Raw genomic sequence first — 26188 nt, forward strand, 5'->3', positions numbered from 1 at the left:
AGTTTGGTGTCTTTATGTGTCTGACAGGCATCTTTCCATTCAAACTAACGTTTCGCTACCGTGAAAGTGCTACAAATATAAAGATTTTGTTTCGAAAGGAAAAAATATGTAAACAAATGTTATTTTTGAGGAACTTTGTGAACAACGTCAAACTTCCCCTGAGTTCTCGCTTTGATTTGATCGTTTTTCTTTTATCACTATGATTTTATTGTAATTATTGGCTTGTAGAACCGTTGTGCCTGAAAAAGCAGCAGACGAGCTATTTCATAAAAATAGCCATTTAGAAGTCTTGATGTCCGAAATTGTGGTGAAAAATTGTGCTATTAGAGCAGAAAAATCTAATCCGCAATAAAATTAAGGATTAATTTTTATGTGTAAATATTTTCGTGAAATATACAGTAACAAGATGTGGTAATTCAGAGGGTTGTAATTAAATTTATTTACTTATTGATAATAAAACTGACATTCAGGCGAAAAAAAAGGCCAGCATAGCTGGCCTTGAGTGTGACGTAAAAATCAGAAGCTGGCGTTGCGTGGGGTCCGTGGGAACGGAATAACATCGCGCACGTTTTGCACACCAGTGACGTAAGCGATAAGGCGTTCAAAGCCCAGGCCAAAGCCGGAATGCGGTACAGTACCGTAGCGACGCAAGTCGCGATACCACCAGTAATCCTCTTTATTCAGCCCCATTTCGGCCATACGGGCATCCAGCACATCCAGACGCTCTTCACGCTGGGAACCACCGATGATTTCGCCGATTCCCGGCGCCAGCACATCCATGGCCGCCACGGTTTTGCCATCTTCGTTAAGGCGCATGTAAAATGCTTTAATTTCCTTCGGATAGTTTTTCACCACTACCGGCGCTTTGAAATGCTCTTCCGCCAGATAACGTTCGTGTTCGGAAGAGAGGTCGACGCCCCAGAACACCGGGTTTTCAAATGTCTTACCACAGCGTTCCAGAATGGCGACCGCATCGGTGTAATCCACCTGAGCGAAGTCGGTGGAGACAAAACGCTCCAGACGAGCGATTGCGTCTTTATCCACGCGTTCGGCAAAGAACTTCATGTCATCCGCACGCTCTTCCAGAACCGCGTTGAAGACATATTTCAGCATGGCTTCCGCCAGACGGGCGTTGTCTTCCAGATCGGCGAACGCCACTTCCGGCTCCAGCATCCAGAACTCCGCCAGGTGGCGGCTGGTGTTGGAATTTTCCGCGCGGAAGGTCGGCCCAAAAGTATAGATTTTGGACAGCGCACAGGCATACGTTTCACCGTTGAGCTGGCCGGAGACGGTCAGGAATGATTCTTTGCCAAAAAAGTCTTTGTCAAAATCTACTCTGCCCTGGTCGTTACGCGGCAGGTTTTCCAGATCCAGCGTTGAAACGCGGAACATTTCGCCAGCGCCTTCGGTATCGGAAGCGGTAATCAGCGGGGTAGAGACCCAAAAGAAACCCTGCTCATCGAAGAAGCGATGCAGCGCCTGCGCCAGAGTATGGCGGACGCGCGCTACCGCGCCAATCAGGTTGGTGCGCGGGCGCAGATGCGCGACCTCACGCAGATACTCAATGCTATGGCGTTTTGCCGCCATCGGGTAGGTATCCGGATCTTCCACCCAGCCTGCGACCTCTACTTTCGTGGCCTGGATTTCGAAACTTTGCCCCTGTCCCGGCGACGCGACAACCTTACCTGTTACTACCACGGAGCAGCCTGTCGTCAGGTGTAATACTTCTTCATTATAATTGGGCAGAGAATTATTAATGACAGCCTGTACAGGATCAAAGCAGGAGCCGTCATAAACGGCGAGGAAGGAGATGCCAGCTTTTGAATCTCGGCGGGTACGCACCCATCCGCGCACGGTGACTTCTTGGTCAACGGCTACGCGGCCCTGGAGTACGTCGGCTACAGGCACAACGCTCATAATATTCTCTCTAGTTAATAGTCGGAAAAAATAAACACTTGTCCACCCGAAATGGGGGTATTCCTATGTTACCTGGCATCTGCAATCAGACAAGCAGAAATCGCATCTGGAAGCAGGTTTTCAGAAAGAAACCTGTAAAAAGTTCGCACCTGCTCGCGAACCATTGAGAATTTAGGCTGGTTTTGCAAGCTTTGCGCACGTTACTCGATCAGGACGCGCATCTCTTGCTTGGCGTTTTGCATCACGACAATCGTTTTAAAAGACTTAATATTGCCTGAGGAAAAGAAAAGCTCACGGGTAAGCGCTTCATATTCCGCCATGTCACGAACATTGAGCACCAGTAAAAAGTCGAAATCGCCCGTTACGTAGTAGACCTGCTGCACCTGCGGGCAACTGACAAACCGTTGACGAGCCTCTTCCAGTAAATTGAATCGCTCGTTTTCGATCACCACCTGCACCACAATCGTGACCGGGCGTCCCACTTTGCCAGCATCAATAAGGCTAACATTGCCTTTAATTATGCCCGCCTCCTCCAGTGCCGCGATACGACGATTCACTGCCGAAGGTGAAAGATTGACCTGTTCGGCGATTTCCCGCTGAGAAAGACGATTATCGCGCTGCAATAATGTCAGAATGTTTTTATCCCAGGCGTCAAGCTTCATATCGCAAATAACCTCTTTAATGTGATGACTATCACTGTGCGCAATTTTGCCGCGTCCAGGTCGTTAAAAAAAGGTGAAAATTGCACGACGATGGGCATTTTCGCGCCATTTAACAGCAATAAGCATAGTACTATCATAATCAGTGGAATAAAGAAAAGGACGTAATAGATATTGTGCGACTCTTTTATCAGTACGTTTATTAAAGTGAGGATAACCACTACTACAGCCACAAAACGCGAGTTCTTTGCTTGTTTCTACTCAATAATTGACAAAAACATATTATTTCAATAAATAAACTTTAACAAAAGGTATCATTATGCATGAGCTTATTAAATATCAGTTTAATACACGTCGGAAAAAATATGGTACAGGAGCGGCCTTAAGTTTGCTTAACGGAAATGTTGGGCATGAGGTGTTAGCATTTCATAAAAAATTACCCAATTATGCCGTCACGCCGTTACATAATCTGGCGCATCTAAGCCGGCGGCTTGGACTGGGGTCCATCCATATTAAAGATGAGTCCTGGCGTTTTGGCTTGAATGCTTTTAAAGGTCTGGGCGGCTCTTATGCTGTAGGAAAATATCTCGCTGATAAATTGCAATGTGATATTAACTCGTTAAGTTTTGCTGCCCTTAACACTCCTGAGATTAAAGAAAAAATTAAAGATTGTGTTTTTGTTACCGCGACGGATGGCAATCATGGCCGTGGTGTGGCGTGGGCGGCAGAGCAATTAGGTCTAAAAGCCGTCGTTTATATGCCTAAAGGATCATCGTTAATCCGGGCAGAGAATATTCGCCATCATGGAGCTGAATGCACCATCACCGATCTGAACTACGATGATGCAGTGCGACTGGCCCATAGAATGGCGCAAACAAAAGGCTGGGTGCTTTTGCAGGATACAGCCTGGACAGGGTATGAAGAGATCCCAACATGGATTATGCAAGGCTATATGACACTAGCGGTTGAAGCTTATGAGCAGCTCGCAGAAACAAACAGTCCGTTGCCAACCCATCTTATTTTACAAGCGGGGGTGGGATCGTTTGCTGGCAGTGTTATGGGTTATTTTGTTGAAAAAATGCAGGAAAATATCCCTAACATTATTGTGGTTGAGCCGCATCAGGCCAACTGTCTTTATCAATCCGCAGTTATGAATGATGGTCAACCTCACTGCGTCACTGGCGATATGGCGACGATAATGGCCGGGCTTGCGTGTGGGGAGCCGAATATTATCAGTTGGCCTATTATTCGGGACAACACCAGTTGTTTTATTTCCGCTGATGATTGTCTGGCGGCTAAGGGTATGCGCATTTCTGCCGCGCCGCGTCCAGGCACTGATACGCCTTTTATTTCCGGCGAGTCCGGAGCTATTGGCGTAGGGTTACTTTATGAGTTAATGAACAATATGCATTATCAGGATCTTGCTAATCGCTTACAGCTTGATGCCAGTGCTCATGTTCTGCTTATTAGCACCGAAGGCGATACGTCCCCAGATATTTATGAAGATATAGTCTGGAACGGACGCAGTGCTTAAACATTACGACTAAAAAATTAGATAATAAAGGCAGCATGTAAAAATCGCGTTTTTTATACGCATAATAAACCTAATGCAGGAAGCAAAACTTCATAACAATATACCATTGAAACGGCATTTAGTGAGTAAGGGATGCTCCTACCCGCTGACTTTCCAGTTTAGTTTTGTTGGCAAAATTCAGGAATACGCTGAACTGGAAAGATTATTTCTGAGACTGAACGAATTAATTTAAATCCGAGGTCATTATGTTAGAGCAACTTTCACAACTCTTTGAATTTCTATGGGGTGGCCCATTATTTTTGTGTGTTATCGGCATTGGCTTTTATTTTACAGTACGCCTCAAATTTTTCCAGATTATCAATTTAAAAGAAATTTACCGTAATACAATTGGTACACTTGCCGGAAAAAATAAACAAAACACTACTGGCGAGGCAGCGTCTAAAAAATCCTTAAAATCAATAGAAGTGGCTGCCACTGTGCTATCCGGCTCATTAGGCGCGGGAACGATCGCAGGTGTTGCTGCGGCTATTGCGGTTGGCGGACCTGGGGCAATTTTCTGGATGTGGATCATTGCGGTCGTGGGTATGATGACCAAAATGGTTGAAGTGACGCTGGCGGTGAAATACCGAAGTAAAGGTGAGAATGGCGAATATTATGGCGGCCCAATGCATTATATTAAGAAAGGGCTCAATAAAAAATGGCATCCCCTGGCAGGATTATATGCGTTTGCATTAATGATTCTGGTTATTACGGATGCCTGTTTTGTGCAAACTAATACGATGGCGGCGGTCATTCACTATACGTTTGAAATCCCAACAAGCGTCATCGGGGGATTTATTGTCATCGTAGGCGCGTTGGTTATTTTAAAAGGACTCTCCAGTCTTGGTAAATTCTGTACGATTGCACTTCCACCGATCACCATTGCCTATTTCATTGGTGCCGCTGGTGTAGTGGTATTGAATATCGAGGCTATCCCACAGGTTATAAAAAGTATTTTCTATTATGCCTTTGCCCCTGCGCCAGCAGCCGGTGGCTTTGTCGGGTCAACCATCATGATGGCCATCAGTAAAGGAGCCAGTCGCGGAATATTCACTAACGAAGCCGGCATGGGTACCTCGGCCACAGTACATGCTACTGCCAACGTGGATTATGCTTTCCGTCAGGGAATGTGGGGGGCAGTGGAAGTATTTTTTGTCTCAATGATTACCTGTAACTTTACCGCATTTGCTGTACTTGCTTCTGGTATGTGGACAGACGCCAGTTATCAAGGTATTCAGATTATCTTTGCCGCCTTAAAAGAAACATGGCATCCGATTATTGTTCAGGTTCTCTGTCTCGGTGTGGCGTTGATTCTGTTTACTTCTTATCTTGGTTCATATATTAAATTTCGCACTTCGATAAACTATATCTTTGGCGATAAGCTAGAACGCATCATTAAATGGCTATATTTTTTGCCACCACTGATTGCCGTTAATATGGAAATCCCGGTAATCTGGTTAATGGCTGATATTGCTGTCGGTTTTCTGGTTATCCCCAACGTAATTGCTCTGTTCTTGCTGCGTAAAGAATTTATTAGCGAATTCAATATATTCAGAACGCGTACACAGCGGGACACTAATTCTGTAAAAACAACGCAAATCACGCACGTAAATATGTCGAAGAGTGAAGGGAAAGAGGAGTAACCATCGCGGCCAGAACAGGTAAGATGGTCAGAAGAGTAACAAAGCGCCCACTTTCCGGGCGCTTCGCACAGGCATGGTTAACTTGCTTTACGCACCTGCGGGAGATCGAACGCTTTACGCAGCGCGCGCACAAACGCTTTATCATGACAGATCGTTTTACCGGGGCTGTCGGAAAGTTTAGCCACCGGCTTTCCGTTACATTCCACGAGCTTAATCACGATATTGAGCGGTTTTACCTGAGGGATATCACAGGTCAGTCGGGTACCGATGCCGAAGCTTAACTGCACGCGAGAGGCGAAATGGCGATAGAGCTCGACCGCCTTTTGCAGATCAAGGTTATCTGAAAAGACCAGTGTTTTTGTCAGCGGATCAATCCCCAGCTTTTCATAATGGGCAATCGCCTTTTCGCCCCATGCGACAGGGTCTCCTGAGTCGTGGCGTAACCCCTGATAACGGCTGGCGAATTCAATGCCGAAATCGCGTAAAAACGCATCCATTGTAATGCAATCTGTCAATGCGATACCAAGCTGGTCCGGATATTCGTTAAGCCAGGCGGCCAACGCGGCACGCTGGCTGGTCGCCAGGTCCGGACTGATTTGTTGATGCGCCTGGAACCATTCGTGCGCCTGAGTGCCCATCGGCGTCAGCGCCAGGCGACGCGCGAGATCATAGTTGCTGGTGCCGACGAACCATGACTCCTGCTGGAGACGTTTAACTATCGCCTGCTGCACTTCACGAGAGAAACGGCGGCGGGTGCCGAAGTCCATCAGGTGGAAGCGGGACATATCGAGATTGGCGGTTAACGCAGTGAAATCAACCAGCTTACTTTCCAGCGCGTCGAGCGCCTGATCAACCCCCGCGTTTGGCGAGCGGTAGTGATGAACCAGCTCACTGATCACGGCCAGCAGCGGCACTTCCCACATAATGACTTCACGCCACGGGCCGGTTAAGCGAATATTCAGCTTGCCGTTATCGTTGGTGACACAGACTTGAGCCGGGTTATAGCGAAACTCGCGTAACCAGTTCAGATAATCCGGTTTAAAAAAGGGCAGGCCGGAGAGCCACTGGAACTCGTCCTCCTGGAGGCGCAGGTGCTGCATCGCGTCCACCTGCTCGCGAATAGCATCGGCATAAATACCCAGCAGGTCGTCGCCACGGCAACGAAACTCAGCCGCTACCTGCACATCATAGTAGTGGTGAAAAACGGCTTGCTGCATATGCAACTTATAAGCATCTGTATCCAGCAACGAGTGCAGAACAGGAGAAGCGAATTGTGTCATAGGTGCGCTGTTGCGTCCTCTCACGGGAGCGTTTAGTACAATAAACAACTAAGAAAACCGCTGGAGTATACCTTGTTTAGCGATTTATTGAACCCCGATCACACCATAAGCTGTCTTTAGGGTCGAGCGCATTTCGTGCCCCATGTTATAAAAATGTAGCAAATAGGCCGTTTGTGCCTGAAAAGATGAACATTCTGCGTAGCGCGATTTGCGCAACAGGAATAGACTGGAGTCGACACTCTACACAAAGATGCGAAAGGTTTTTTATGACACAACAGCCACAAGCCAAATACCGCCATGACTATCGCGCGCCGGATTACCAGATTACTGATATTGACTTGACCTTTGACCTCGATGCCGAAAAAACCGTGGTCACCGCAATAAGCCAGGCTGTTCGTCATGGCGCGCCTGATGCGCCTCTTCGCCTTGATGGGGAAGATTTAACGCTGGTATCTATCCACGTCAACGATGCGCCGTGGACAGCATATAAGGAAGAAGAGGGCGCGCTTATCATCAGCGACCTGCCAGAGCGTTTTACGTTACGCATTGTCAACGAGATAAGTCCGGCGGCGAATACGGCGCTGGAAGGATTGTACCAGTCCGGCGATGCGCTCTGTACCCAGTGTGAAGCGGAGGGCTTCCGCCATATTACCTGGTATCTTGACCGCCCGGACGTACTGGCGCGATTTACCACCAAAATTATTGCCGATAAAAGCAAATATCCGTTCCTGCTTTCCAATGGCAACCGTGTTGCGCAGGGGGAACTGGAGAATGGCCGTCACTGGGTTCAGTGGCAAGATCCGTTCCCGAAACCGTGTTATCTGTTTGCGCTGGTGGCCGGTGATTTTGACGTGCTGCGCGATACCTTTACCACCCGCTCCGGGCGTGAAGTCGCATTAGAACTGTACGTTGACCGTGGCAATCTGGATCGCGCGCCGTGGGCAATGACCTCGCTGAAAAATTCCATGAAATGGGATGAAACGCGTTTTGGGCTCGAATATGACCTCGACATCTATATGATTGTCGCGGTGGATTTCTTTAATATGGGCGCGATGGAGAATAAAGGTCTCAATATCTTTAACTCCAAATACGTGCTGGCGCGAACCGATACCGCGACGGATAAAGATTATCTCGATATTGAGCGCGTGATAGGTCATGAGTATTTCCACAACTGGACCGGCAACCGCGTCACCTGCCGCGACTGGTTCCAGTTGAGCCTGAAAGAGGGGCTAACCGTGTTCCGCGATCAGGAGTTTAGCTCTGATTTGGGGTCACGCGCGGTGAACCGCATCAGTAACGTGCGTACCATGCGCGGTTTACAATTCGCGGAAGACGCCAGCCCGATGGCGCATCCTATCCGCCCGGATAAAGTAATCGAAATGAATAACTTCTACACCCTCACCGTTTATGAAAAGGGTGCGGAAGTCATTCGCATGATCCACACGTTGCTGGGTGAGGAAAATTTCCAGAAGGGGATGCAGCTTTATTTTGAGCGCCATGACGGCAGCGCCGCGACGTGTGATGACTTCGTACAGGCGATGGAAGATGCTTCTAATGTCGATTTGTCCCATTTCCGCCGCTGGTACAGTCAGTCCGGCACGCCGATTGTAACGGTAAAAGATGATTATAATCCGGAAACCGAGCAGTACACGTTGACCATCAGCCAGCGCACTCCGGCGACGGCGGATCAGGCGGAGAAGCAGCCGCTGCATATTCCATTCGCCATCGAACTGTACGATAACGAAGGCAACGTCATTCCGTTGCAAAAAGGTGGTCATCCGGTCAACGCCGTGCTGAACGTCACGCAGGCGGAGCAGACATTTACCTTCGATAATGTTTACTTCCAGCCTGTTCCGGCCTTGCTGTGCGAGTTTTCAGCGCCGGTGAAACTGGAATATAAATGGAGCGATCAGCAGTTGACGTTCCTGATGCGCCATGCGCGCAATGATTTCTCCCGTTGGGATGCGGCTCAAAGCCTGCTGGCCACATACATTAAACTGAATGTGGCGCGTCATCAGCAGGGGCAACCGCTATCGCTTCCGGTGCATGTCGCTGATGCGTTCCGCGCAGTACTGTTGGATGAGAAAATCGATCCGGCGTTGGCCGCAGAAATTTTAACGCTGCCTTCGGCCAATGAAATTGCGGAGCTGTTTGAGGTCATTGACCCGATCGCCATTGCGCAAGTTCGTGAAGCGCTAACGCGTACGCTGGCGGCAGAACTGGCGGATGAGTTCCTGGCTATCTATAACGCCAATCATGTGGATGAGTATCGTGTTGATCACGGCGATATCGGTAAGCGCACGCTGCGCAATGCTTGCCTGCGCTTCCTGGCGTTCGGCGAGACGGAGCTGGCTAATACGCTGGTCAGCAAACAGTATCGCGACGCTAATAATATGACCGATGCGCTGGCGGCCCTGTCTGCTGCGGTGGCGGCGCAGTTGCCGTGCCGCGATATGCTGATGCAGGAGTATGACGATAAGTGGCATCAGGACGGCCTGGTGATGGATAAATGGTTTATCCTGCAATCCACAAGCCCGGCGGAAAATGTACTGGAAACCGTACGCGGCCTGCTCAAACACCGTTCTTTCAGTATGAGCAACCCGAACCGCATCCGTTCATTAATTGGCGCGTTTGCTGGCAGCAACCCGGCGGCGTTCCATGCGCAAGACGGTAGCGGATACCAGTTCCTGGTCGAAATGCTGACCGATCTGAATAGCCGTAACCCGCAGGTAGCATCTCGCCTCATTGAACCGCTGATTCGTCTGAAACGTTATGATGATAAGCGTCAGGAGAAAATGCGCGCGGCGCTGGAGCAGTTAAAAGGGCTGGAGAATCTTTCCGGCGATCTGTACGAGAAGATAACTAAAGCGTTAGCCTGACAGTATCCGTTATAAAGAGGTAAGACATGCCCGGTAAGCGTTAGCGCTGCCGGGCATTTTTTTGCCGGACGATGACGCTCGCTGGCGAAACGTGAAGTGAGAATGAAGGAAAACGATTGCTATTTATTGCCGTAGGTCAATTCCCTTTTGCCTTGTTATCGCCCATAATACGCCCCCGGTTTGCACACCGGGAATCCAGGAGAGTTCATGTACTATCCCTTCGTTCGTAAAGCCCTTTTCCAGCTCGATCCAGAGCGCGCTCATGAATTTACATTTCAACAATTACGCCGCATTACAGGTACGCCACTGGAAGCGCTGGTGCGCCAGAAAGTACCGACAAAGCCGGTTACCTGCATGGGACTTACCTTTAAAAATCCACTGGGGCTGGCTGCCGGTCTGGATAAAGACGGGGAGTGCATCGACGCGTTAGGCGCGATGGGGTTTGGCTCTCTGGAAATCGGCACCGTGACGCCGCGCCCACAGCCGGGTAACGATAAGCCGCGTCTTTTTCGTCTGGTGGATGCTGAAGGTCTCATCAATCGGATGGGCTTTAATAATCTGGGCGTCGATAACCTGGTCGAGAATGTTAAAAAAGCCCATTTTGATGGTATTCTGGGAATTAACATCGGTAAAAATAAAGATACGCCTGTCGAAAATGGCAAAGATGACTACCTGATTTGTATGGAAAAAGTCTATGCTTATGCGGGTTATATCGCCATTAATATTTCTTCGCCGAATACGCCAGGGCTACGTACGCTCCAGTATGGCGATGCGCTGGACGATCTGTTAACTGCCATTAAAAATAAGCAAAACGATCTTCAGGCGATCCACCATAAATATGTGCCGGTGGCAGTAAAGATCGCGCCGGATCTTTGTGAAGAGGAATTGATCCAGGTTGCCGATAGCCTGCTTCGTCATAATATTGATGGGGTGATTGCGACAAATACCACCCTCGATCGTTCTCTGGTACAAGGAATGAAAAATTGCCAGCAAACGGGGGGATTAAGTGGCCGGCCATTACAATTAAAAAGCACAGAAATTATTCGCCGTTTATCCCAGGAGTTAAAAGGACAATTGCCTATTATCGGCGTCGGCGGCATTGACTCAGTTATCGCCGCGCGCGAGAAGATAGCGGCAGGCGCTACGCTGGTACAAATTTATTCCGGCTTTATTTTTAAAGGCCCGCCATTGATTAAAGAAATCGTAACGCACATCTAAACTTTACCCTTTATCAGACAACCAGGGCTTTATTTCCGGCGCTGGTTGTTTTATATTTCTCCACTGTTGCTTATTTAGACATTTTAGGCTTTTATTATTGGGGTAATAAACGAAGCGGCAAAAGGACAATGCTGTTACGAGTTGCTTAAAAGCGGGAGAGAGGTAATGCGAATTAAACCTGACGATAACTGGCGCTGGTATTATGATGAAGAGCACGATCGTATGATGCTCGATCTCGCCAATGGCATGCTTTTTCGCTCGCGCTTCTCTCGTAAAATGCTTACGCCGGACGCGTTTTGCCCGACCGGTTTTTGTGTGGATGACGCCGCGCTCTATTTTTCCTTTGAAGAAAAATGCCGGGATTTCGAATTAACCAAAGAGCAACGCGCGGAGTTGGTGTTGAATGCGCTGGTGGCGATTCGCTATCTCAAACCGCAGATGCCAAAAAGCTGGCATTTTGTGGCGCATGGCGAAATGTGGGCCCCGGGAACGGGCGATGCCGCAAGCGTCTGGTTAAGCGATACGGCGGAACAGGTTAATTTGCTGGTCGTTGAGCCGGGAGAAAATGCCGCGTTGTGTCTGCTGGCCCAGCCGGGCGTGGTGATAGCAGGCCGAACCATGCAGCTTGGCGATGCGATTAAAATTATGAACGACAGGCTGAAACCGCAGGTTCACTGTCACAGTTTCAGCCTTGAACAAGCGGTTTAATTTTCCAGTCGTAACGCGGTCTTAGGCACGCAGCTACAGCTCAGAATCGTACCATCGTCACCCATAGCCGATTTTTTCAGCGGACTTACTTCGCCTTCCAGCAAACGTATCCGGCAGCAACCACAGATACCAGCCCGGCAAGAATACGGAATACGAATCCCCTGATTCTCCAACTGTTCCAGTAGTACCTGTTGATTATTCCCGCAGAAGGTTTGCCCCTGCCAGTCGATGGTTACACTCGCGTCCGGGTGTTTATCTGGCGTAACGCTGTCGTCGACCATTGTGGCGCCATAAGCTTTTGCCGGGGCTGTCGCCAGAATCTCCACTTCATCGCCGACGCGAATAACGCCGCTATTGCGGGCAATCAGATTCTGACCGAAATCCACATCGCCATTGTCCTGGGCGGTACGAAAAGCTTGCAGTGTCGCCAGCGGTTCTCCGGAAGGATGTTTTTGCCCCTTTTCAGGGCTGACGGTTGTAAAAATACAGCGGCTACAGGGCTTCACGACGTCAAAAATCACATCGCCAATGCGAAGCACTTTCCAGCTATCTTCCTCCCAGGCCGCTACGCCGGAAACCACTAAGTTTGGGCGAAATTGTTCCATTTGTACGCCTGCCGGACAACGCTGTTGCAGATCGCGCAGCGAGGCTTCGTTGGTCAATAAATACGGGTAGCCATCGGCAAATCCCAGCGGCACCGCGTTATGCCGTTTAACCCGGCGCGTCAACTGCGGCCCAACCCAGCGCAACTGGACATCGCGGGAGAAAAAGCCGCTCAACCATTGATTAATCGCCGTCGGGGCAACGCGAGCGGTAAAATGGTTTCCCCAGACCTCGGTCGGCGCATCCTGCGGGGTGAAATCCGTAAAGCGAACCAGCGCGCTACTGCCGTCTGGCGCGGTCAAATGGAGGCCGTCGTGTAAGGGAGAGGGGGTAAAACGTACCATTTGTGGAAACTGGCGGGCGGTAATAAATGTGCCGTCAGGCTCGGTCACCATGAAGATGCGATCAAAAGCCAGGCCGCTGATATCTGCCAGCGCATGAGTGAGGCCAATGCCGCGCATGGATTTGACCGGATGAATAAAGAGCCGTGATAACGTCGCCACCGTACAGTCCCTCAAATGAAAATAAGCCTTCAACTTTATGACATGGGCGTGAGATTAGCTATAATGCGCAACAATTTTCTTAGCGTAAAAGTGACAATATGAATTCTCTGTTTGCCAGTACGGCCCGCGGGCTGGAAGAGCTGTTAAAAACTGAACTGGAAAAACTGGGCGCCGTAGGGTGTCAGGTTGTTCAGGGTGGGGTCCATTTTCAGGGCGACACGCGGCTTATTTACCAGAGCCTGATGTGGAGCCGCCTGGCCTCGCGTATTATCCTGCCGATGGGTGAGTGCAAGGTCTACAGCGATCTCGATCTTTACCTCGGCGTTCAGGCGATAAACTGGACAGAGATTTTTAATCCTGGCGCGACGTTTGCGGTGCATTTCAGCGGCCTGAACGACACCATCCGTAATAGTCAGTATGGCGCGATGAAAGTTAAAGACGCGATTGTCGATGCGTTTACGCGGAAAAATCTTCCGCGGCCAAATGTGGACCGCGAATCGCCGGACCTCCGTATTAACGTCTGGCTGAATAAAGAAACTGCCAGCATTGCGCTGGATCTCAGTGGTGATGGCCTGCACCTGCGCGGTTATCGCGATCGCACCGGGCTGGCGCCAATTAAAGAGACGCTGGCGGCAGCGATTGTTATGCGTTCCGGCTGGCAACCAGGTACGCCGCTGCTCGACCCTATGTGTGGTTCGGGGACACTGTTGATTGAGGCCGCGATGTGGGCGACCGATCGCGCGCCGGGCCTGCACCGTGGTCACTGGGGATTTAGCGGCTGGGCACAGCATGACGAAACTATCTGGCAGGAAGTGAAAGCCGAAGCGCAGACCCGGGCGCGTAAGGGACTGGCGGAGTATTCCTCTCATTTCTACGGTTCCGACAGCGATGCGCGCGTCATTGAGCGGGCGCGCAGCAACGCCCGTCGCGCCGGTATCGGCGAGCTTATCACCTTTGAAGTGAAAGATGTGGCGCAACTGAGTAATCCATTGCCGAAAGGCCCGTATGGTACGGTGATCAGTAACCCGCCTTACGGCGAACGTCTGGACAGCGAACCGGCGCTGATTGCGTTGCACAGCCTGCTGGGCCGTACCATGAAAAATCAGTTTGGCGGCTGGAACCTGTCGCTGTTCAGCGCTTCGCCCGATTTGCTGGGCAGCCTGCAATTACGTGCCGACAAACAGTTTAAAGCCAAGAATGGCCCGCTGGACTGCGTGCAGAAAAACTATCATATTGCGGAAACCACGGCGGACAGTAAGCCGGCGACGGTGGCGGAAGATTACGCTAATCGCCTGCGTAAAAATCTTAAAAAGCTGGAGAAATGGGCGCGCCAGGAAGGGATTGAATGCTATCGCTTGTATGATGCCGACCTGCCGGAATATAACGTGGCGGTAGACCGTTACGGCGACTGGGCGGTGATTCAGGAATATGCGCCGCCGAAAACAGTGGATGCGCAAAAAGCGCGGCAACGTCTGTTCGATATTATTGCGGCAACCTTGTCAGTGCTCGGTATTCCGCCGAATAAACTGGTGTTAAAAACCCGTGAACGGCAAAAAGGAAAAAACCAGTATCAGAAAATGAGCGAGAAGGGCGAGTTCCTTGAGGTCAGCGAATATAATGCGCGCTTATGGGTAAATCTGACGGATTATCTCGACACCGGTCTGTTCCTCGATCACCGTATTGCCCGCAGAATGCTGGGAGAAATGAGCAAAGGCAAAGATTTCCTGAATCTCTTTTCTTATACCGGCAGCGCCAGTGTACATGCGGGTCTGGGCGGCGCACGCAGCACCACAACGGTGGATATGTCCCGCACCTATCTGGAGTGGGCCGAACGTAATTTGCGTCTGAACGGACTGAGCGGCCGCGCGCATCGCCTGATTCAGGCCGACTGCCTGGGCTGGCTGCGCGAGGCGAATGAACAGTTCGATTTGATCTTTATCGATCCGCCGACGTTCTCTAACTCAAAACGTATGGAAGAGTCGTTTGATGTTCAGCGCGATCATGTCGCGTTAATGAAAGATTTAAAACGCCTGCTGCGTAAAGGCGGCACCATCATGTTCTCAAATAATAAGCGCGGATTCCGTATGGATCTAGAAGGGCTGGCGGAACTGGGGCTTACCGCACAAGAAATTACGCAAAAAACGCTCTCCCCGGATTTTGCCCGTAACCGTCAGATTCATAACTGCTGGCTGATCCGCGCCGCCTGAAAGGAAAAGTAAATGTCATTAATCAGTATGCATGGCGCATGGCTGTCGTTCAGCGACGCGCCGCTTCTCGATAACGCAGAGTTGCATATCGAAGATAACGAACGCGTCTGTCTGGTGGGGCGTAACGGCGCCGGGAAATCCACCTTGATGAAGATTCTTAACCGCGAACAGGGTCTGGACGATGGGCGTATTATTTATGAGCAGGATCTGATCGTCGCGCGTCTGCAACAGGACCCGCCCCGTAATATTGCGGGCAGCGTCTATGACTTTGTCGCCGAAGGTATCGAAGAACAAGCGGAATACCTCAAGCGTTATCATGAGATTTCCCGTCTGGTGATGACCGATCCCAGCGAGAAAAACCTCAATGAAATGGCGCGCGTACAGGAACAGCTCGATCATCATAATCTGTGGCAGCTGGAAAACCGTATTAATGAAGTGCTGGAGCAGCTTGGACTCGATCCTAACGCCGCGCTGTCGTCGCTCTCCGGCGGCTGGCTGCGTAAAGCCGCGCTGGGTCGGGCGCTGGTCAGCAATCCGCGCGTATTGTTACTGGATGAACCGACTAACCATCTGGATATTGAAACTATCGACTGGCTGGAAGGGTTTCTGAAAACCTTTAACGGAACGATTATTTTTATCTCTCACGATCGTTCGTTTATTCGCAATATGGCAACCCGCATTGTCGATCTCGATCGTGGCAAACTGGTCACCTATCCGGGAAATTACGATCAATACCTGCTGGAGAAAGAAGAAGCGCTGCGCGTAGAAGAATTACAAAACGCGGAATTTGATCGCAAACTGGCGCAGGAAGAAGTCTGGATTCGCCAGGGTATCAAGGCGCGCCGCACCCGTAATGAAGGGCGCGTGCGGGCGTTAAAAGCGATGCGTCGTGAACGCAGCGAGCGCCGGGAAGTGATGGGCACGGCGAAGATGCAGGTCGAAGAGGCGACGCGCTCCGGTAAAATCGTTTTTGAGATGGAAAACGTCGATTACCAGGTAGAAGGAAAACAACTGGTAAAAGATTTCTCCGCTCAGGTACAGCGCGGCGACAAGATTGCGTTAATTGGCCCGAACGGCTGCGGTAAAACCACGCTACTAAAACTGATGCTGGGACAGCTTCAGGCTGACAGCGGGCGCATCCACGTAGGAACGAAGCTGGAAGTCGCCTACTTCGATCAGCATCGCGCCGAACTGGATCCGGAAAAAACCGTGATGGATAACCTTGCGGAAGGCAAGCAAGAGGTGATGGTAAACGGTAAGCCGCGCCATGTACTGGGCTATTTGCAGGACTTCCTGTTTCACCCCAAACGGGCGATGACACCCGTCCGCGCGCTTTCCGGCGGCGAACGTAACCGTCTGCTGCTGGCACGACTGTTCCTCAAGCCGAGCAATCTTTTAATTCTCGATGAACCAACGAACGATCTTGACGTCGAAACGCTGGAACTATTAGAAGAATTAATTGATGGCTATCAGGGCACGGTACTACTGGTCAGCCACGATCGGCAATTTGTCGATAATACCGTGACGGAATGCTGGATTTTTGAGGGCGGCGGCAAAATCGGACGTTATATCGGCGGCTACCATGATGCGCGCGCGCAGCAAGAGCAGCATCTGGCGACGAAACAGCCGATGGCGAGAAAAAATGAGGAAGTTATTGCCCCTAAAGCAGAAATTGTAAAACGTGGCAGTAGCAAACTAAGCTATAAACTGCAGCGCGAGCTGGAGCAGTTACCCGGTCAGCTTGAAGACCTGGAAGCGAAGCTGGAAGCGCTACAGGCGCAGGTTGCGGATGCGGCCTTTTTTAGCCAACCCCATGAGCAAACGCAAAAAGTTCTGGCCGATTTAAGTCAGGCGGAGCAAGAACTTGAGCAAGCCTTCGAACGTTGGGAGTATCTTGAAGGCCTGAAAAACGGGGCATAACGAAAGGAGCGCCTATGTGTGAACATCACCATGCTGCGAAGCACATATTGTGCCCGCAATGCGACATGCTGGTGGCTTTACCCCGCCTCTCGCATGGGCAAAAAGCAGCATGTCCACGATGCGGCGCAACGTTAACGACCGAGTGGGACGCGCCCCGGCAGCGTCCTACCGCCTATGCGTTAGCGGCACTATTTATGTTGCTGCTTTCTAACCTTTTTCCCTTCGTGAATATGAATGTCGCGGGCGTCACCAGCGAAGTCACGCTTCTGGAAATCCCCGGCGTCATGTTTTCTGAAGATTACGCCAGCCTCGGCACGTTCTTTTTGTTATTTGTCCAACTGGTGCCGGCATTTTGCCTGGTGACCATTCTATTACTTGTCAACCGCGCCAGTCTGCCGTTGTCGGTAAAAAAAACGCTGGCAAGGATCTTTTTCCTCCTCAAATCGTGGGGAATGGCGGAAATATTTCTCGCCGGGGTGTTGGTCAGTTTTGTTAAGCTGATGGCCTACGGCGATATCGGCATCGGCAGCAGTTTTATTCCCTGGTGCTTATTTTGTCTCGTTCAACTGCGGGCGTTCCAGTGTGTCGATCGCCGCTGGTTGTGGGATGATATCGCCCCGCAGCCTGTACTGGCGCAGCCGTTAACGCCGGGGATTACCGGTATCCGGCAGTCGTTGCGTTCTTGCGCCTGCTGTACGGCGATCCTGCCTGCGGAGAGTCTCGTCTGTCCGCGTTGCCATACGAAAGGCTATGTCCGGCGTAAAAACAGTTTGCAGTGGACGCTGGCGTTATTATTTACCTCGATCATGCTTTATCTGCCCGCCAATATTTTGCCGATTATGATTACCGACTTACTGGGCTCGAAAATGCCGTCGACCATTCTGGCTGGCGTGATTTTGCTGTGGAGCGAGGGGTCTTATCCGGTGGCGGCGGTTATCTTTCTCGCCAGTATTATGGTGCCGACGCTAAAAATGATCGCCATTGCCTGGCTTTGTTGGGATGCGAAAGGCCACGGTAAGCGCGACAGTGAACGGATGCATTTTATTTATGAAGTAGTGGAGTTTGTGGGGCGCTGGTCAATGATTGATGTCTTTGTCATTGCCGTACTCTCTGCGCTGGTGCGCATGGGAGGGTTGATGAATATTTATCCTGCGATGGGTGCGTTGATGTTTGCTTTAGTCGTCATAATGACAATGTTTTCTGCGATGACCTTTGACCCGCGTCTGTCGTGGGATCGTGAATACGAACCAGGCCATGAGGAGTCCTGATAGCATGGAACCTAAAAAAGGGGAAGCCAAAGTACAAAAGGTGAAAAATTGGTCGCCTGTCTGGATATTTCCGATTGTTACTGCGCTTATTGGAGCCTGGATTCTGTTTTATCACTACAGCCACCAGGGACCGGAAGTTACCTTAATTACCACCAATGCGGAAGGCATTGAAGGCGGAAAAACGACGATCAAAAGTCGCAGCGTGGATGTCGGCGTGGTTGAAAGCGCGACGCTGACTGACGATCTGACCCATGTACAAATCAAAGCGCGGCTTCATTCCGGTATGGAGAAGTTGCTGCATAAAGACTCGGTATTTTGGGTCGTAAAACCGCAGGTGGGGCGTGAAGGCATCAGCGGGCTTGGGACGCTGCTATCAGGCGCGTATATTGAACTACAACCAGGAAGTAAGGGCAGTCAGCCGGAAAGCTATCAGCTTCTTGACTCACCGCCGTTGGCGCCGCCCGATGCCAAAGGTATTCGTGTGATTCTGGACAGCAAAAAGGCCGGTCAGCTCAGTCCTGGCGATCCCGTTCTGTTCCGGGGCTATCGGGTAGGATCCGTTGAAACCAGCTCTTTCGATCCGCAAAAACGGACAATGAGTTATCAGTTGTTCATTAAGGCGCCAAACGATCGATTGGTCACCAGTAATGTCCGATTCTGGAAAGATAGCGGTATCGCTGTGGATCTGACATCGGCGGGAATGCGCGTGGAAATGGGATCGTTGACGACGTTGTTTGGCGGCGGCGTGAGTTTTGATGTGCCGGAAGGACTTGAGCAGGGGCAACCCGTCGCCGAAAAAACGGCGTTTAACCTCTACGACGATCAAAAAAGTATTCAGGATTCGCTGTACACCGATCATATCGATTACCTGATGTTCTTTAAAGATTCGGTGCGCGGATTACAACCTGGCGCGCCGCTGGAGTTCCGCGGTATTCGTCTGGGGACGGTAAGCAAAGTGCCTTTCTTTGCGTCTAAAATGCGCCAGGTATTTAACGATGATTACCGTATTCCTGTGCTGGTGCGCATTGAACCGGAGCGTCTGAAAGCGCAACTGGGAGAAAATGCGGATGTTGCCGCGCATTTGACGGAACTGCTTAAGCGCGGTTTACGCGCTTCGCTTAAAACCGGTAACCTGGTGACCGGGGCGCTGTATGTCGATCTGGACTTTTATCCTAAGGAGCCGCCGATTACCGGGCTACGCGAATTTGATGGTTATGAAATTATTCCCACCGTCAGCAGCGGCCTGGCGCAAATTCAACAGCGACTGGTGGAAACGTTGGATAAGATCAACAACCTGCCGCTGAATCCGATGATTGAACAAGCGACCAATACGCTGTCTGAAAGCCAGCGTACTATGCGTCGGCTGCAAACCACGCTGGATAATATGAACAAGATTACCTCCAGTCAGTCGATGCAGCAGCTTCCGGCGGATATGCAAACGACGTTACGCGAACTTAACCGCAGTATGCAAGGCTTCCAGCCTGGATCGGCGGCGTATAACAAAATGGTGGCGGATATGCAGCGTCTCGATCAGGTGCTTCGTGAGTTACAACCGGTGTTGAAAACTCTGAACGAGAAGAGCAACGCGCTGGTATTTGAAGCGAAGGATAAAAAAGATCCTGAGCCTAAGAGGGCGAAACAATGAAAAAATGGCTAGTCGTGATAATGGCGTTCTGGCTGGCGTCATGTAGCTCCGGCGGAGAGAATAAAAGCTATTATCAGCTCCCGATAGCGCAAAGCGGTGTGCAAAGCACCGCAAGTCAGGGCAACCGTCTCTTATGGGTAGAGCAGGTTTCCGTACCTGACTATCTGGCAGGTAACGGCGTGGTGTATCAAACCAGTGATGTTCAGTATGTGATTGCCAATAACAATCTGTGGGCCAGCCCGCTGGATCAGCAATTGCGTAACACGCTGGTGGCGAATCTTAGCGCCCGGCTTCCTGGCTGGGTCGTCGCTTCCCAGCCGTTGGGAACCACCCAGGATACGTTAAACGTTACCGTAACCGGATTCCATGGACGTTACGATGGTAAGGTTATCGTCAGCGGGGAGTGGCTATTAAACCACAACGGACAACTGATTAAGCGGCCTTTCCATATCGAAGCCAGCCAGCAGAAAGATGGCTATGATGAGATGGTCAAAGTACTGGCAAGCGCATGGAGTCAGGAAGCAGCCGCTATCGCAGATGAGATAAAGCGCCTTCCCTGAGATAAAAGTAATGTAAATTTAACCGCTTCAGGTCGTGCGCCTGAGGCGGTTTTTTATTTTTGACGCCGGAAAAATAGTTGTTATGGCTCACATTTTTTGTACAAATGATTTACCGTATAGCTCACAAATATGACATTGGTGTGAATTTTGCGCATTGACGGGCGATCCATTTAGAGGTATTCGTGTAGTGTGATTGCACATTTTGTAATCACTGTTTTCTTTTCCACCAGATACAAATATGAGGGAAACGAGGCATGAAGAGACAAAAACGAGATCGCCTGGAACGGGCACATCAACGTGGATATCAGGCCGGCATCGCCGGACGATCAAAAGAAATGTGTCCCTATCAGACGCTGAATCAACGGTCATACTGGTTGGGAGGTTGGCGACAAGCCATGGAGGACAGGGCGGTAATGGCCTGATTCTGTCTCTTTAGAAAAAGAAACCTCCGCAGTGCGGAGGTTTCGCCTTTATTGGTTTTGCAAGCATGATACCGATAGCGCGGAATATCAATTCAACACTTAGAACGCGGAAGTATCCTGGAACAAACCGACTTTCAAATCGTGTGCGGTATAGATCAGACGACCATCCACCAGAACCTCACCGTCCGCCAGGCCCATGATCAGGCGACGGTTTACGATACGTTTGAAATGAATGCGATAGGTGACTTTCCTGGCTGTCGGCAGAACCTGGCCGGTAAATTTCACTTCGCCCACGCCCAGAGCGCGGCCTTTGCCTTCGCCGCCCAACCAGCCCAGGTAGAATCCCACCAATTGCCACATAGCATCCAGACCCAGACAACCGGGCATCACCGGATCGCCGATAAAGTGGCATCCGAAGAACCATAGATCCGGATTGATATCCAGCTCGGCTTCGACATAGCCTTTGTCGAAATTGCCGCCCGTTTCGGTCATCTTAACGACGCGGTCCATCATCAGCATGTTCGGTGCAGGGAGTTGCGGCCCTTTAGCGCCAAACAGTTCACCACGACCAGAGGCAAGAAGGTCTTCTTTTGTATAGGATTCGCGTTTATCTACCATGTTTTATGTAAACCTTATTTTATTGAAGCACGCAGGATAGCTAACACGTGTACGCTGAACAAGTCCGATCAGTTCGGAATAAAAGCGTTCAGCCAACGTAATGGCCACGGGAAACGATGACGGCCTTCCTGTTGCGTCGCCTGCGCGATACGCTCCTGGATAGTCTGCATCAACGTCGTTTGACCTTCGCCATCCCACACCAGATTTAACAGTAGCGGTAAGGCGTCGGTCACGTCGTCTACCGCCCAGATAGTGAACTTCTCTTCTTTAACCGCTTGCAGCAGTTCAGATTTAAGACTGAGATGGCGGACGTTGGCGGCAGGGATAATTACGCCCTGTTTACCGTTTAATTCCCGCTGCTCGCAGATGGCGAAGAAACCTTCAATTTTTTCGTTTAGCCCGCCCACCGGTTGCGCGCGACCAAACTGATCGACCGAGCCGGTAATCGCAATGTTTTGATTCACTGGCACATTGGCCAGCGCGCTGATGAGCGCACATAATTCCGCCATTGAGGCGCTATCGCCATCCACTTCGCTGTAGGACTGCTCAAAGGTTAACGAGGCAGAGAAGGGAATTTGTTGCTCCAGCTGCAACTCCGACATCAGGAAGGCCTGCATAATCATCATTCCCTTAGCGTGGATATTCCCGCCAAGTTCGGCCTTGCGCTCAATATCGTTAAATTCGCCATCGCCGATATGCACAACACAGCTAATTCGCGACGGTTCGCCAAAGGCGCGCGGATGCCCGGGAAATTCAATGACGGAAAGCGCATTGATTTGTCCAACGCGTTCGCCTTCGGTTTCAATCAGGATCTGCTCTTGCAGAATCTCATCCTGCATCCGTTCCGCCAGAAAGCCTTCTCGCCATTCGCGTCGGGCAAGCATCAGGCTGAGCGCTTCTGCGCCGCAGGTATCGCCTTCGCATAAAGGCGACGCCTCCTTAAACTGGCGGGCTATCCACAGTGGGCAAAGAGGCAGCGTATCCTGTTCGCCGGTATAGCGCACAGCCTCGCGTATCAGAACGGGCCAGGCGTCCGGTGCCGGAGGGGGCAAATTATCGCGTAAAGCGATACGCGTCACCCATTGACACCACAGGGTCATAGCTTCTGCGTCCGCTATCTGTAAATTGTCTTCAAATTCACTGTAGATAGCCTGTTCCGCGAGCTCCGGTTCCATCTCCTGAAAATCAGCCAGTGATTCACGTTCGCCAACCAGAATCACCTTTAGTTTGAGCGGCATGGATGGCACGGAGACCGGTAATGGACGCGACTCGTCAAAGGCCACCCAGTCAAAACGCTCGCGGCTAACGATGGCTTTCAGACGCATCCACAGTAACGGCTGCGCCAGAAGGGTTCGTAAGGAAATAATCAGCACGCCGCCGTTCGCCTGATGAACCAGTCCCGGCTGCAGGGTAATGTCGCCGTTATACTGCCGCAGGCAACCAAAGAGCTGTTCGGCTTCGACCCAGTCCGCGCTGACGACTTGTGTGACGGTGGCAAAGTTGTCTTGCGCATTCTGCGCGGCGCGGTAATGAACAGTATGCCCGGAAACGTCATAATGTCCGCCGGTTAATTGTCCGGCATCGGTTTGCAGAGCGCGGACGGCATCTGAAAGTAAAGTGAGATACTCTTGCTCTTCAGGCGCTTTAGTCAGCATAAAAGAGGATGAGCTCCACGGCTGTATAAGTTGCTCAAGCGCAAATTGCAGTCGTGGCTGAGTATCACTGAGTAAAGTGTCGTTTTCGTCAGTCGCGTGTGGCTGTGCAAATATCTCCTGATAGCTTTCGCTATCCGGAACCAGATCACGCCATGCAAGTTTCGTAATGGTCAAAGTTGAGGTTTTTTAGTCTGTTGTAAAAGGGGGGATTATAGCCTAACCCGTCACGCTGCACACGCGGAAAGCGAATGCAAAGTAATATGAAGACGTGTAACCATTCACAGGTTCGAGATTCTTTTCTTCAGATGGCTAAAAAACTGATATTCTGATAACAGTTACACGGTAACATTGGGATCACAATGAAATATCAACAACTTGAAAATCTTGAAAGCGGTTGGAAATGGAAATATCTGGTGAAAAAGCACCGCGAAGGGGAGTTGATCACCCGCTACGTGGAAGCCAGTGCTGCCCAGGAAGCCGTCAATTTGTTGTTGGCCCTCGAAAATGAACCGGTGCGGGTAAATGTCTGGATAGACAGGCATATGAATCCTGCCTTGCTTAATCGGATGAAACAAACCATTCGGGCAAGACGCAAACGACACTTCAATGCGGAACATCAGCATACGCGCAAAAAATCTATCGATTTAGAGTTTATGGTCTGGCAGCGTCTGGCGGGCCTTGCGCAGCGACGCGGTAAAACATTATCCGAAACGATAGTGCAACTGATAGAAGACGCGGAGCATAAAGAGAAATATGCCACGCAAATGACCACGTTAAAGCAGGACTTACAGGCGTTATTAGGCAAGAAGTAACGCTGAAAGGCGTTGTCATCCAGACCAGAGCAAAAAACCCCGCGACGCGGGGTTTTTTATCAGACGGAAACTTAAGCCTGCGGCTGAGTTACCACGTCTTTAACGCCTTTAACTTCGATCTCTACGCGACGATCCGGAGCCAGGCAATCGATCAGGGCAGCGCGAGGTTTCACGTTGTCACAGGTGTTGCCGGTAACCGGGTTAGATTCGCCCATACCACGTGCGGAGATTTTGTCAGACGGAATACCTTTGGAGATCAGGTAATCAACAACAGACTGAGCACGTTTCTCGGACAGACCCTGGTTGTAAGCGTCAGAACCGATACGGTCAGTGAAGCCCAGAACGACAACGGAACCGTCTTTCGGATCCAGGTTGCTCAGCTGGCTGTACAGCTGATCCAGAGCCTGCTGGCCTTCCGGCTTCAGGGTAGATTTGTTGAAGTTGAACAGTACGTCAGACTTCAGAGTGAAGTGCTTGGTCTGTACTTCCGGAGCCGGTGCCGGTGCCGGAGCTACTACCGGAGCAGCTTCTTGCTGGCCGAAACGGTAGGAAACACCTACGCTCAGCAGGCCGTTGTCCGGACGGGTGCCGATGGTGTTGGCATCACCGATGTTGTTAGTCCACTGGTATTCCAGACGGGTTGCGATTTCAGGGGTGATAGCATACTCGATACCGCCCGCGAATACCGGGGAAACGCCGGTGTCGTGGTCTTTAGTAGACGGGCCGCCAGGGACGTTAGACTTGGTGTCTGCACGCCATACCATACCACCCAGACGGGTATAAACGTCCAGATCGTCAGTGATTGGATAACCCAGTTTAGCGGTCAACTGAACGCCCTGAGCTTTATAAGCGCCATTGATGTTGTCGCCTTTGTACGGCATACGGCCTAACCAGTCGTAGCCCATTTCAAAGCCAACGTACGGGTTAACCTGGTAACCACCAAAAGCACCTGCGCCCAGTTGGTTTTCATGAGTCGGGCCATCATTGTTAATGAAGCCGGTGTCATGGTACTGAGACCAGCCCAGTTTAGCACCAGCGTACCAGGTGTTATCTTTCGGAGCGGCCTGCGCTACGGTAGCGAAACCAGCCAGTGCCACTGCAATCGCGATAGCTGTCTTTTTCATTTTTTGCGCCTCGTTATCATCCAAAATACGCCATGAATATCTCCAACGAGATAACACGGTTAAATCCTTCACCGGGGGATCTGCTCAATAGTTACTCTACCGATATCTACGGCTTATGCTGAGCACCCCTGGCGATGTAAAGTCTACAACGTAGTTGGAAACTTACAAGTGTGAACTCCGTCAGACATGTGAAAAAAACATGACGGATATACACATCATTTAACAGTTTCAGATGATAAATCGTACAGCAAAAATTGCGGAAACCGCTTCTGACAAGCGTTCTCACAAAAAAAACGTTAGCACTCAAAGGAGATACGTTCGCGTAAAAAAAAGTCCAGGATAAATCCTAATTTTACTTAATGATACAAATTAGAGTGAATTTTTAGCCCGGAATGCTGTCTCCTGGGTAAAGCGTGCGCACGTATAGGGCGCATGATAAACCCTACCGCATTACCTACCTTCGCTGCTTCAACCAGGCTGGCATGTTCTTCTTCTGTCAGTTCTTCAGTCATCCAACCAATTACCACGCTGTAATTTCCTGTACGCAAAGCGCGGATCATCGACTCCAGCGTATGACGAGGCGCAAGCTGGCTAATTTGCATCACTTTCGTTAATGGCAAACCTGAAGACTGTACCCATTCACGGCTGAGCTTTTGCTGCGGCGTGAGCCAGAGCTGCCAGCGTGATTGTTGGCCTAACTGACGGAGTAAAGGCAAAAGCAGGAGTTGCGCCATCATGGGCTGGTCTTCGTGGTAGACAACTTCACTGACCAGTCCTGCCGCGGCATTTTCCGTAGCGGTGCGCGCAGCGTTGTGGGTAGTGGTAGGAAATGACGAAGAACGATTTGCATAACCTGAAGTGTACATAATCAATCCAGCCCTGTGAGTTACTGTATATTCATACAGTACCCCTGTGGCGATGAAAGATCAACTCTATTTTCGGAAACTGTCTCGCAATTTTTATTCTTAGTGGCG

20 protein-coding genes are annotated in these 26188 nt (G+C 50.5%); 12 read left to right on the top strand and 8 right to left on the bottom strand.

What is annotated here, in order from left to right:
* Positions 1-516 precede the first annotated feature (516 nt).
* Together asnS and NBA72_RS19020 are read right to left on the bottom strand one after the other, a co-directional pair.
* Positions 517-1917, bottom strand: coding sequence for an asparagine--tRNA ligase (gene asnS / locus NBA72_RS19015; protein WP_000117870.1), 1401 nt, complete (start codon positions 1915-1917; stop codon positions 517-519).
* 200 nt (positions 1918-2117) lie between these two features.
* A complete protein-coding gene (locus tag NBA72_RS19020; protein WP_000762342.1) occupies positions 2118-2579 on the bottom strand; it encodes an Lrp/AsnC family transcriptional regulator in 462 nt (153 codons plus the stop codon).
* Between the two features lie 316 nt (positions 2580-2895).
* Here NBA72_RS19020 and dpaL point away from each other — a divergent pair, with 316 nt between their 5' ends.
* Both dpaL and NBA72_RS19030 read left to right on the top strand, forming a co-directional pair.
* Positions 2896-4110: a diaminopropionate ammonia-lyase gene (gene dpaL / locus NBA72_RS19025; protein ID WP_042949478.1), complete on the top strand. Its 1215-nt coding sequence runs from the start codon at positions 2896-2898 to the stop codon at positions 4108-4110.
* Positions 4111-4355: 245 nt separating this feature from the next.
* A complete protein-coding gene (locus NBA72_RS19030; RefSeq protein WP_000893199.1) occupies positions 4356-5792 on the top strand; it encodes an alanine/glycine:cation symporter family protein in 1437 nt (478 codons plus the stop codon).
* Between the two features lie 77 nt (positions 5793-5869).
* On the opposite strand, the gene pncB is transcribed toward NBA72_RS19030, so the two are convergent.
* Positions 5870-7072 (bottom strand): nicotinate phosphoribosyltransferase, encoded by a 1203-nt coding sequence (pncB, locus tag NBA72_RS19035; RefSeq protein ID WP_000191406.1) that lies wholly within the window; start codon positions 7070-7072, stop codon positions 5870-5872.
* 266 nt (positions 7073-7338) lie between these two features.
* Here pncB and pepN point away from each other — a divergent pair, with 266 nt between their 5' ends.
* From pepN to zapC, 3 genes are all read left to right on the top strand, one after another.
* Complete coding sequence (pepN, locus tag NBA72_RS19040; protein WP_042949557.1) at positions 7339-9951, top strand: aminopeptidase N; 2613 nt, start codon at positions 7339-7341, stop codon at positions 9949-9951.
* A gap of 207 nt (positions 9952-10158) precedes the next feature.
* Positions 10159-11169 (top strand): quinone-dependent dihydroorotate dehydrogenase, encoded by a 1011-nt coding sequence (gene pyrD / locus NBA72_RS19045; RefSeq protein ID WP_000291723.1) that lies wholly within the window; start codon positions 10159-10161, stop codon positions 11167-11169.
* Between the two features lie 165 nt (positions 11170-11334).
* Positions 11335-11877, top strand: a complete 543-nt coding sequence (gene zapC, locus NBA72_RS19050; protein WP_042949561.1) for a cell division protein ZapC — start codon at positions 11335-11337, stop codon at positions 11875-11877.
* Here zapC and NBA72_RS19055 read toward each other — a convergent pair.
* Positions 11874-12983 carry a YcbX family protein gene (locus tag NBA72_RS19055; protein WP_000224070.1) on the bottom strand — a complete coding sequence of 370 codons (1110 nt, stop codon included), beginning with the start codon at positions 12981-12983 and terminating at the stop codon, positions 11874-11876. The two genes, zapC and NBA72_RS19055, sit on opposite strands and share 4 nt — an antisense overlap.
* A 98-nt stretch (positions 12984-13081) precedes the next feature.
* Between NBA72_RS19055 and rlmKL the strand changes: the two genes are divergently transcribed.
* The 6 genes from rlmKL to rmf all read left to right on the top strand — a co-directional run bounded on the left by rlmKL (position 13082) and on the right by rmf (position 21005).
* Positions 13082-15190 carry a bifunctional 23S rRNA (guanine(2069)-N(7))-methyltransferase RlmK/23S rRNA (guanine(2445)-N(2))-methyltransferase RlmL gene (gene rlmKL / locus NBA72_RS19060; RefSeq protein WP_001086485.1) on the top strand — a complete coding sequence of 703 codons (2109 nt, stop codon included), beginning with the start codon at positions 13082-13084 and terminating at the stop codon, positions 15188-15190.
* 12 nt (positions 15191-15202) lie between these two features.
* Positions 15203-17110: an ABC transporter ATP-binding protein gene (locus tag NBA72_RS19065; RefSeq protein ID WP_042949567.1), complete on the top strand. Its 1908-nt coding sequence runs from the start codon at positions 15203-15205 to the stop codon at positions 17108-17110.
* A gap of 14 nt (positions 17111-17124) precedes the next feature.
* On the top strand, positions 17125-18378 hold the full coding sequence (gene pqiA / locus NBA72_RS19070) for a membrane integrity-associated transporter subunit PqiA (RefSeq protein WP_000333153.1): 1254 nt from the start codon (positions 17125-17127) through the stop codon (positions 18376-18378).
* Between the two features lie 4 nt (positions 18379-18382).
* Positions 18383-20023, top strand: coding sequence for an intermembrane transport protein PqiB (gene pqiB, locus NBA72_RS19075; RefSeq protein ID WP_039520520.1), 1641 nt, complete (start codon positions 18383-18385; stop codon positions 20021-20023).
* Positions 20020-20583, top strand: a complete 564-nt coding sequence (gene pqiC, locus NBA72_RS19080; protein WP_000759136.1) for a membrane integrity-associated transporter subunit PqiC — start codon at positions 20020-20022, stop codon at positions 20581-20583. The genes pqiB and pqiC overlap by 4 nt, the downstream gene beginning before the upstream one ends.
* Before the next feature lie 254 nt (positions 20584-20837).
* Positions 20838-21005 carry a ribosome modulation factor gene (rmf, locus tag NBA72_RS19085; protein WP_001537784.1) on the top strand — a complete coding sequence of 56 codons (168 nt, stop codon included), beginning with the start codon at positions 20838-20840 and terminating at the stop codon, positions 21003-21005.
* Positions 21006-21104: 99 nt separating this feature from the next.
* Here the strand turns inward: rmf and fabA are convergent, their stop codons facing one another.
* Both fabA and NBA72_RS19095 read right to left on the bottom strand, forming a co-directional pair.
* Entirely contained in the window at positions 21105-21623 is a 519-nt protein-coding gene (gene fabA, locus NBA72_RS19090) for a bifunctional 3-hydroxydecanoyl-ACP dehydratase/trans-2-decenoyl-ACP isomerase (protein WP_000227928.1), read from the bottom strand.
* 68 nt (positions 21624-21691) lie between these two features.
* On the bottom strand, positions 21692-23452 hold the full coding sequence (locus NBA72_RS19095) for an AAA family ATPase (RefSeq protein ID WP_000156458.1): 1761 nt from the start codon (positions 23450-23452) through the stop codon (positions 21692-21694).
* Between the two features lie 185 nt (positions 23453-23637).
* Between NBA72_RS19095 and matP the strand changes: the two genes are divergently transcribed.
* Positions 23638-24090: a macrodomain Ter protein MatP gene (matP, locus tag NBA72_RS19100; protein ID WP_000877172.1), complete on the top strand. Its 453-nt coding sequence runs from the start codon at positions 23638-23640 to the stop codon at positions 24088-24090.
* Positions 24091-24161: 71 nt separating this feature from the next.
* Here the strand turns inward: matP and ompA are convergent, their stop codons facing one another.
* Together ompA and sulA are read right to left on the bottom strand one after the other, a co-directional pair.
* On the bottom strand, positions 24162-25214 hold the full coding sequence (gene ompA, locus NBA72_RS19105) for a porin OmpA (RefSeq protein ID WP_001670727.1): 1053 nt from the start codon (positions 25212-25214) through the stop codon (positions 24162-24164).
* A gap of 356 nt (positions 25215-25570) precedes the next feature.
* A complete protein-coding gene (gene sulA / locus NBA72_RS19110) occupies positions 25571-26080 on the bottom strand; it encodes an SOS-induced cell division inhibitor SulA (protein WP_023195822.1) in 510 nt (169 codons plus the stop codon).
* Between the last annotated feature and the right edge of the window lie 108 nt (positions 26081-26188).

Source organism: Salmonella sp. NW1250, assembly GCF_051812965.1.
In the GTDB taxonomy this organism is placed as follows: Bacteria; Pseudomonadota; Gammaproteobacteria; order Enterobacterales; family Enterobacteriaceae; genus Salmonella; species Salmonella enterica.

Excerpts from the sequence above, each read along its gene's own strand:
- asnS (WP_000117870.1), bottom strand. The coding sequence starts at position 1,917 with ATGAGCGTTGTGCCTGTAGCCGACGTACTCCAGGGCCGCGTAGCCGTT.
- NBA72_RS19020 (WP_000762342.1), bottom strand. The coding sequence starts at position 2,579 with ATGAAGCTTGACGCCTGGGATAAAAACATTCTGACATTATTGCAGCGC.
- dpaL (WP_042949478.1), top strand. The coding sequence starts at position 2,896 with ATGCATGAGCTTATTAAATATCAGTTTAATACACGTCGGAAAAAATAT.
- NBA72_RS19030 (WP_000893199.1), top strand. The coding sequence starts at position 4,356 with ATGTTAGAGCAACTTTCACAACTCTTTGAATTTCTATGGGGTGGCCCA.
- pncB (WP_000191406.1), bottom strand. The coding sequence starts at position 7,072 with ATGACACAATTCGCTTCTCCTGTTCTGCACTCGTTGCTGGATACAGAT.
- pepN (WP_042949557.1), top strand. The coding sequence starts at position 7,339 with ATGACACAACAGCCACAAGCCAAATACCGCCATGACTATCGCGCGCCG.
- pyrD (WP_000291723.1), top strand. The coding sequence starts at position 10,159 with ATGTACTATCCCTTCGTTCGTAAAGCCCTTTTCCAGCTCGATCCAGAG.
- zapC (WP_042949561.1), top strand. The coding sequence starts at position 11,335 with ATGCGAATTAAACCTGACGATAACTGGCGCTGGTATTATGATGAAGAG.
- rlmKL (WP_001086485.1), top strand. The coding sequence starts at position 13,082 with ATGAATTCTCTGTTTGCCAGTACGGCCCGCGGGCTGGAAGAGCTGTTA.
- NBA72_RS19065 (WP_042949567.1), top strand. The coding sequence starts at position 15,203 with ATGTCATTAATCAGTATGCATGGCGCATGGCTGTCGTTCAGCGACGCG.
- pqiA (WP_000333153.1), top strand. The coding sequence starts at position 17,125 with ATGTGTGAACATCACCATGCTGCGAAGCACATATTGTGCCCGCAATGC.
- pqiB (WP_039520520.1), top strand. The coding sequence starts at position 18,383 with ATGGAACCTAAAAAAGGGGAAGCCAAAGTACAAAAGGTGAAAAATTGG.
- pqiC (WP_000759136.1), top strand. The coding sequence starts at position 20,020 with ATGAAAAAATGGCTAGTCGTGATAATGGCGTTCTGGCTGGCGTCATGT.
- rmf (WP_001537784.1), top strand. The coding sequence starts at position 20,838 with ATGAAGAGACAAAAACGAGATCGCCTGGAACGGGCACATCAACGTGGA.
- fabA (WP_000227928.1), bottom strand. The coding sequence starts at position 21,623 with ATGGTAGATAAACGCGAATCCTATACAAAAGAAGACCTTCTTGCCTCT.
- matP (WP_000877172.1), top strand. The coding sequence starts at position 23,638 with ATGAAATATCAACAACTTGAAAATCTTGAAAGCGGTTGGAAATGGAAA.
- ompA (WP_001670727.1), bottom strand. The coding sequence starts at position 25,214 with ATGAAAAAGACAGCTATCGCGATTGCAGTGGCACTGGCTGGTTTCGCT.
- sulA (WP_023195822.1), bottom strand. The coding sequence starts at position 26,080 with ATGTACACTTCAGGTTATGCAAATCGTTCTTCGTCATTTCCTACCACT.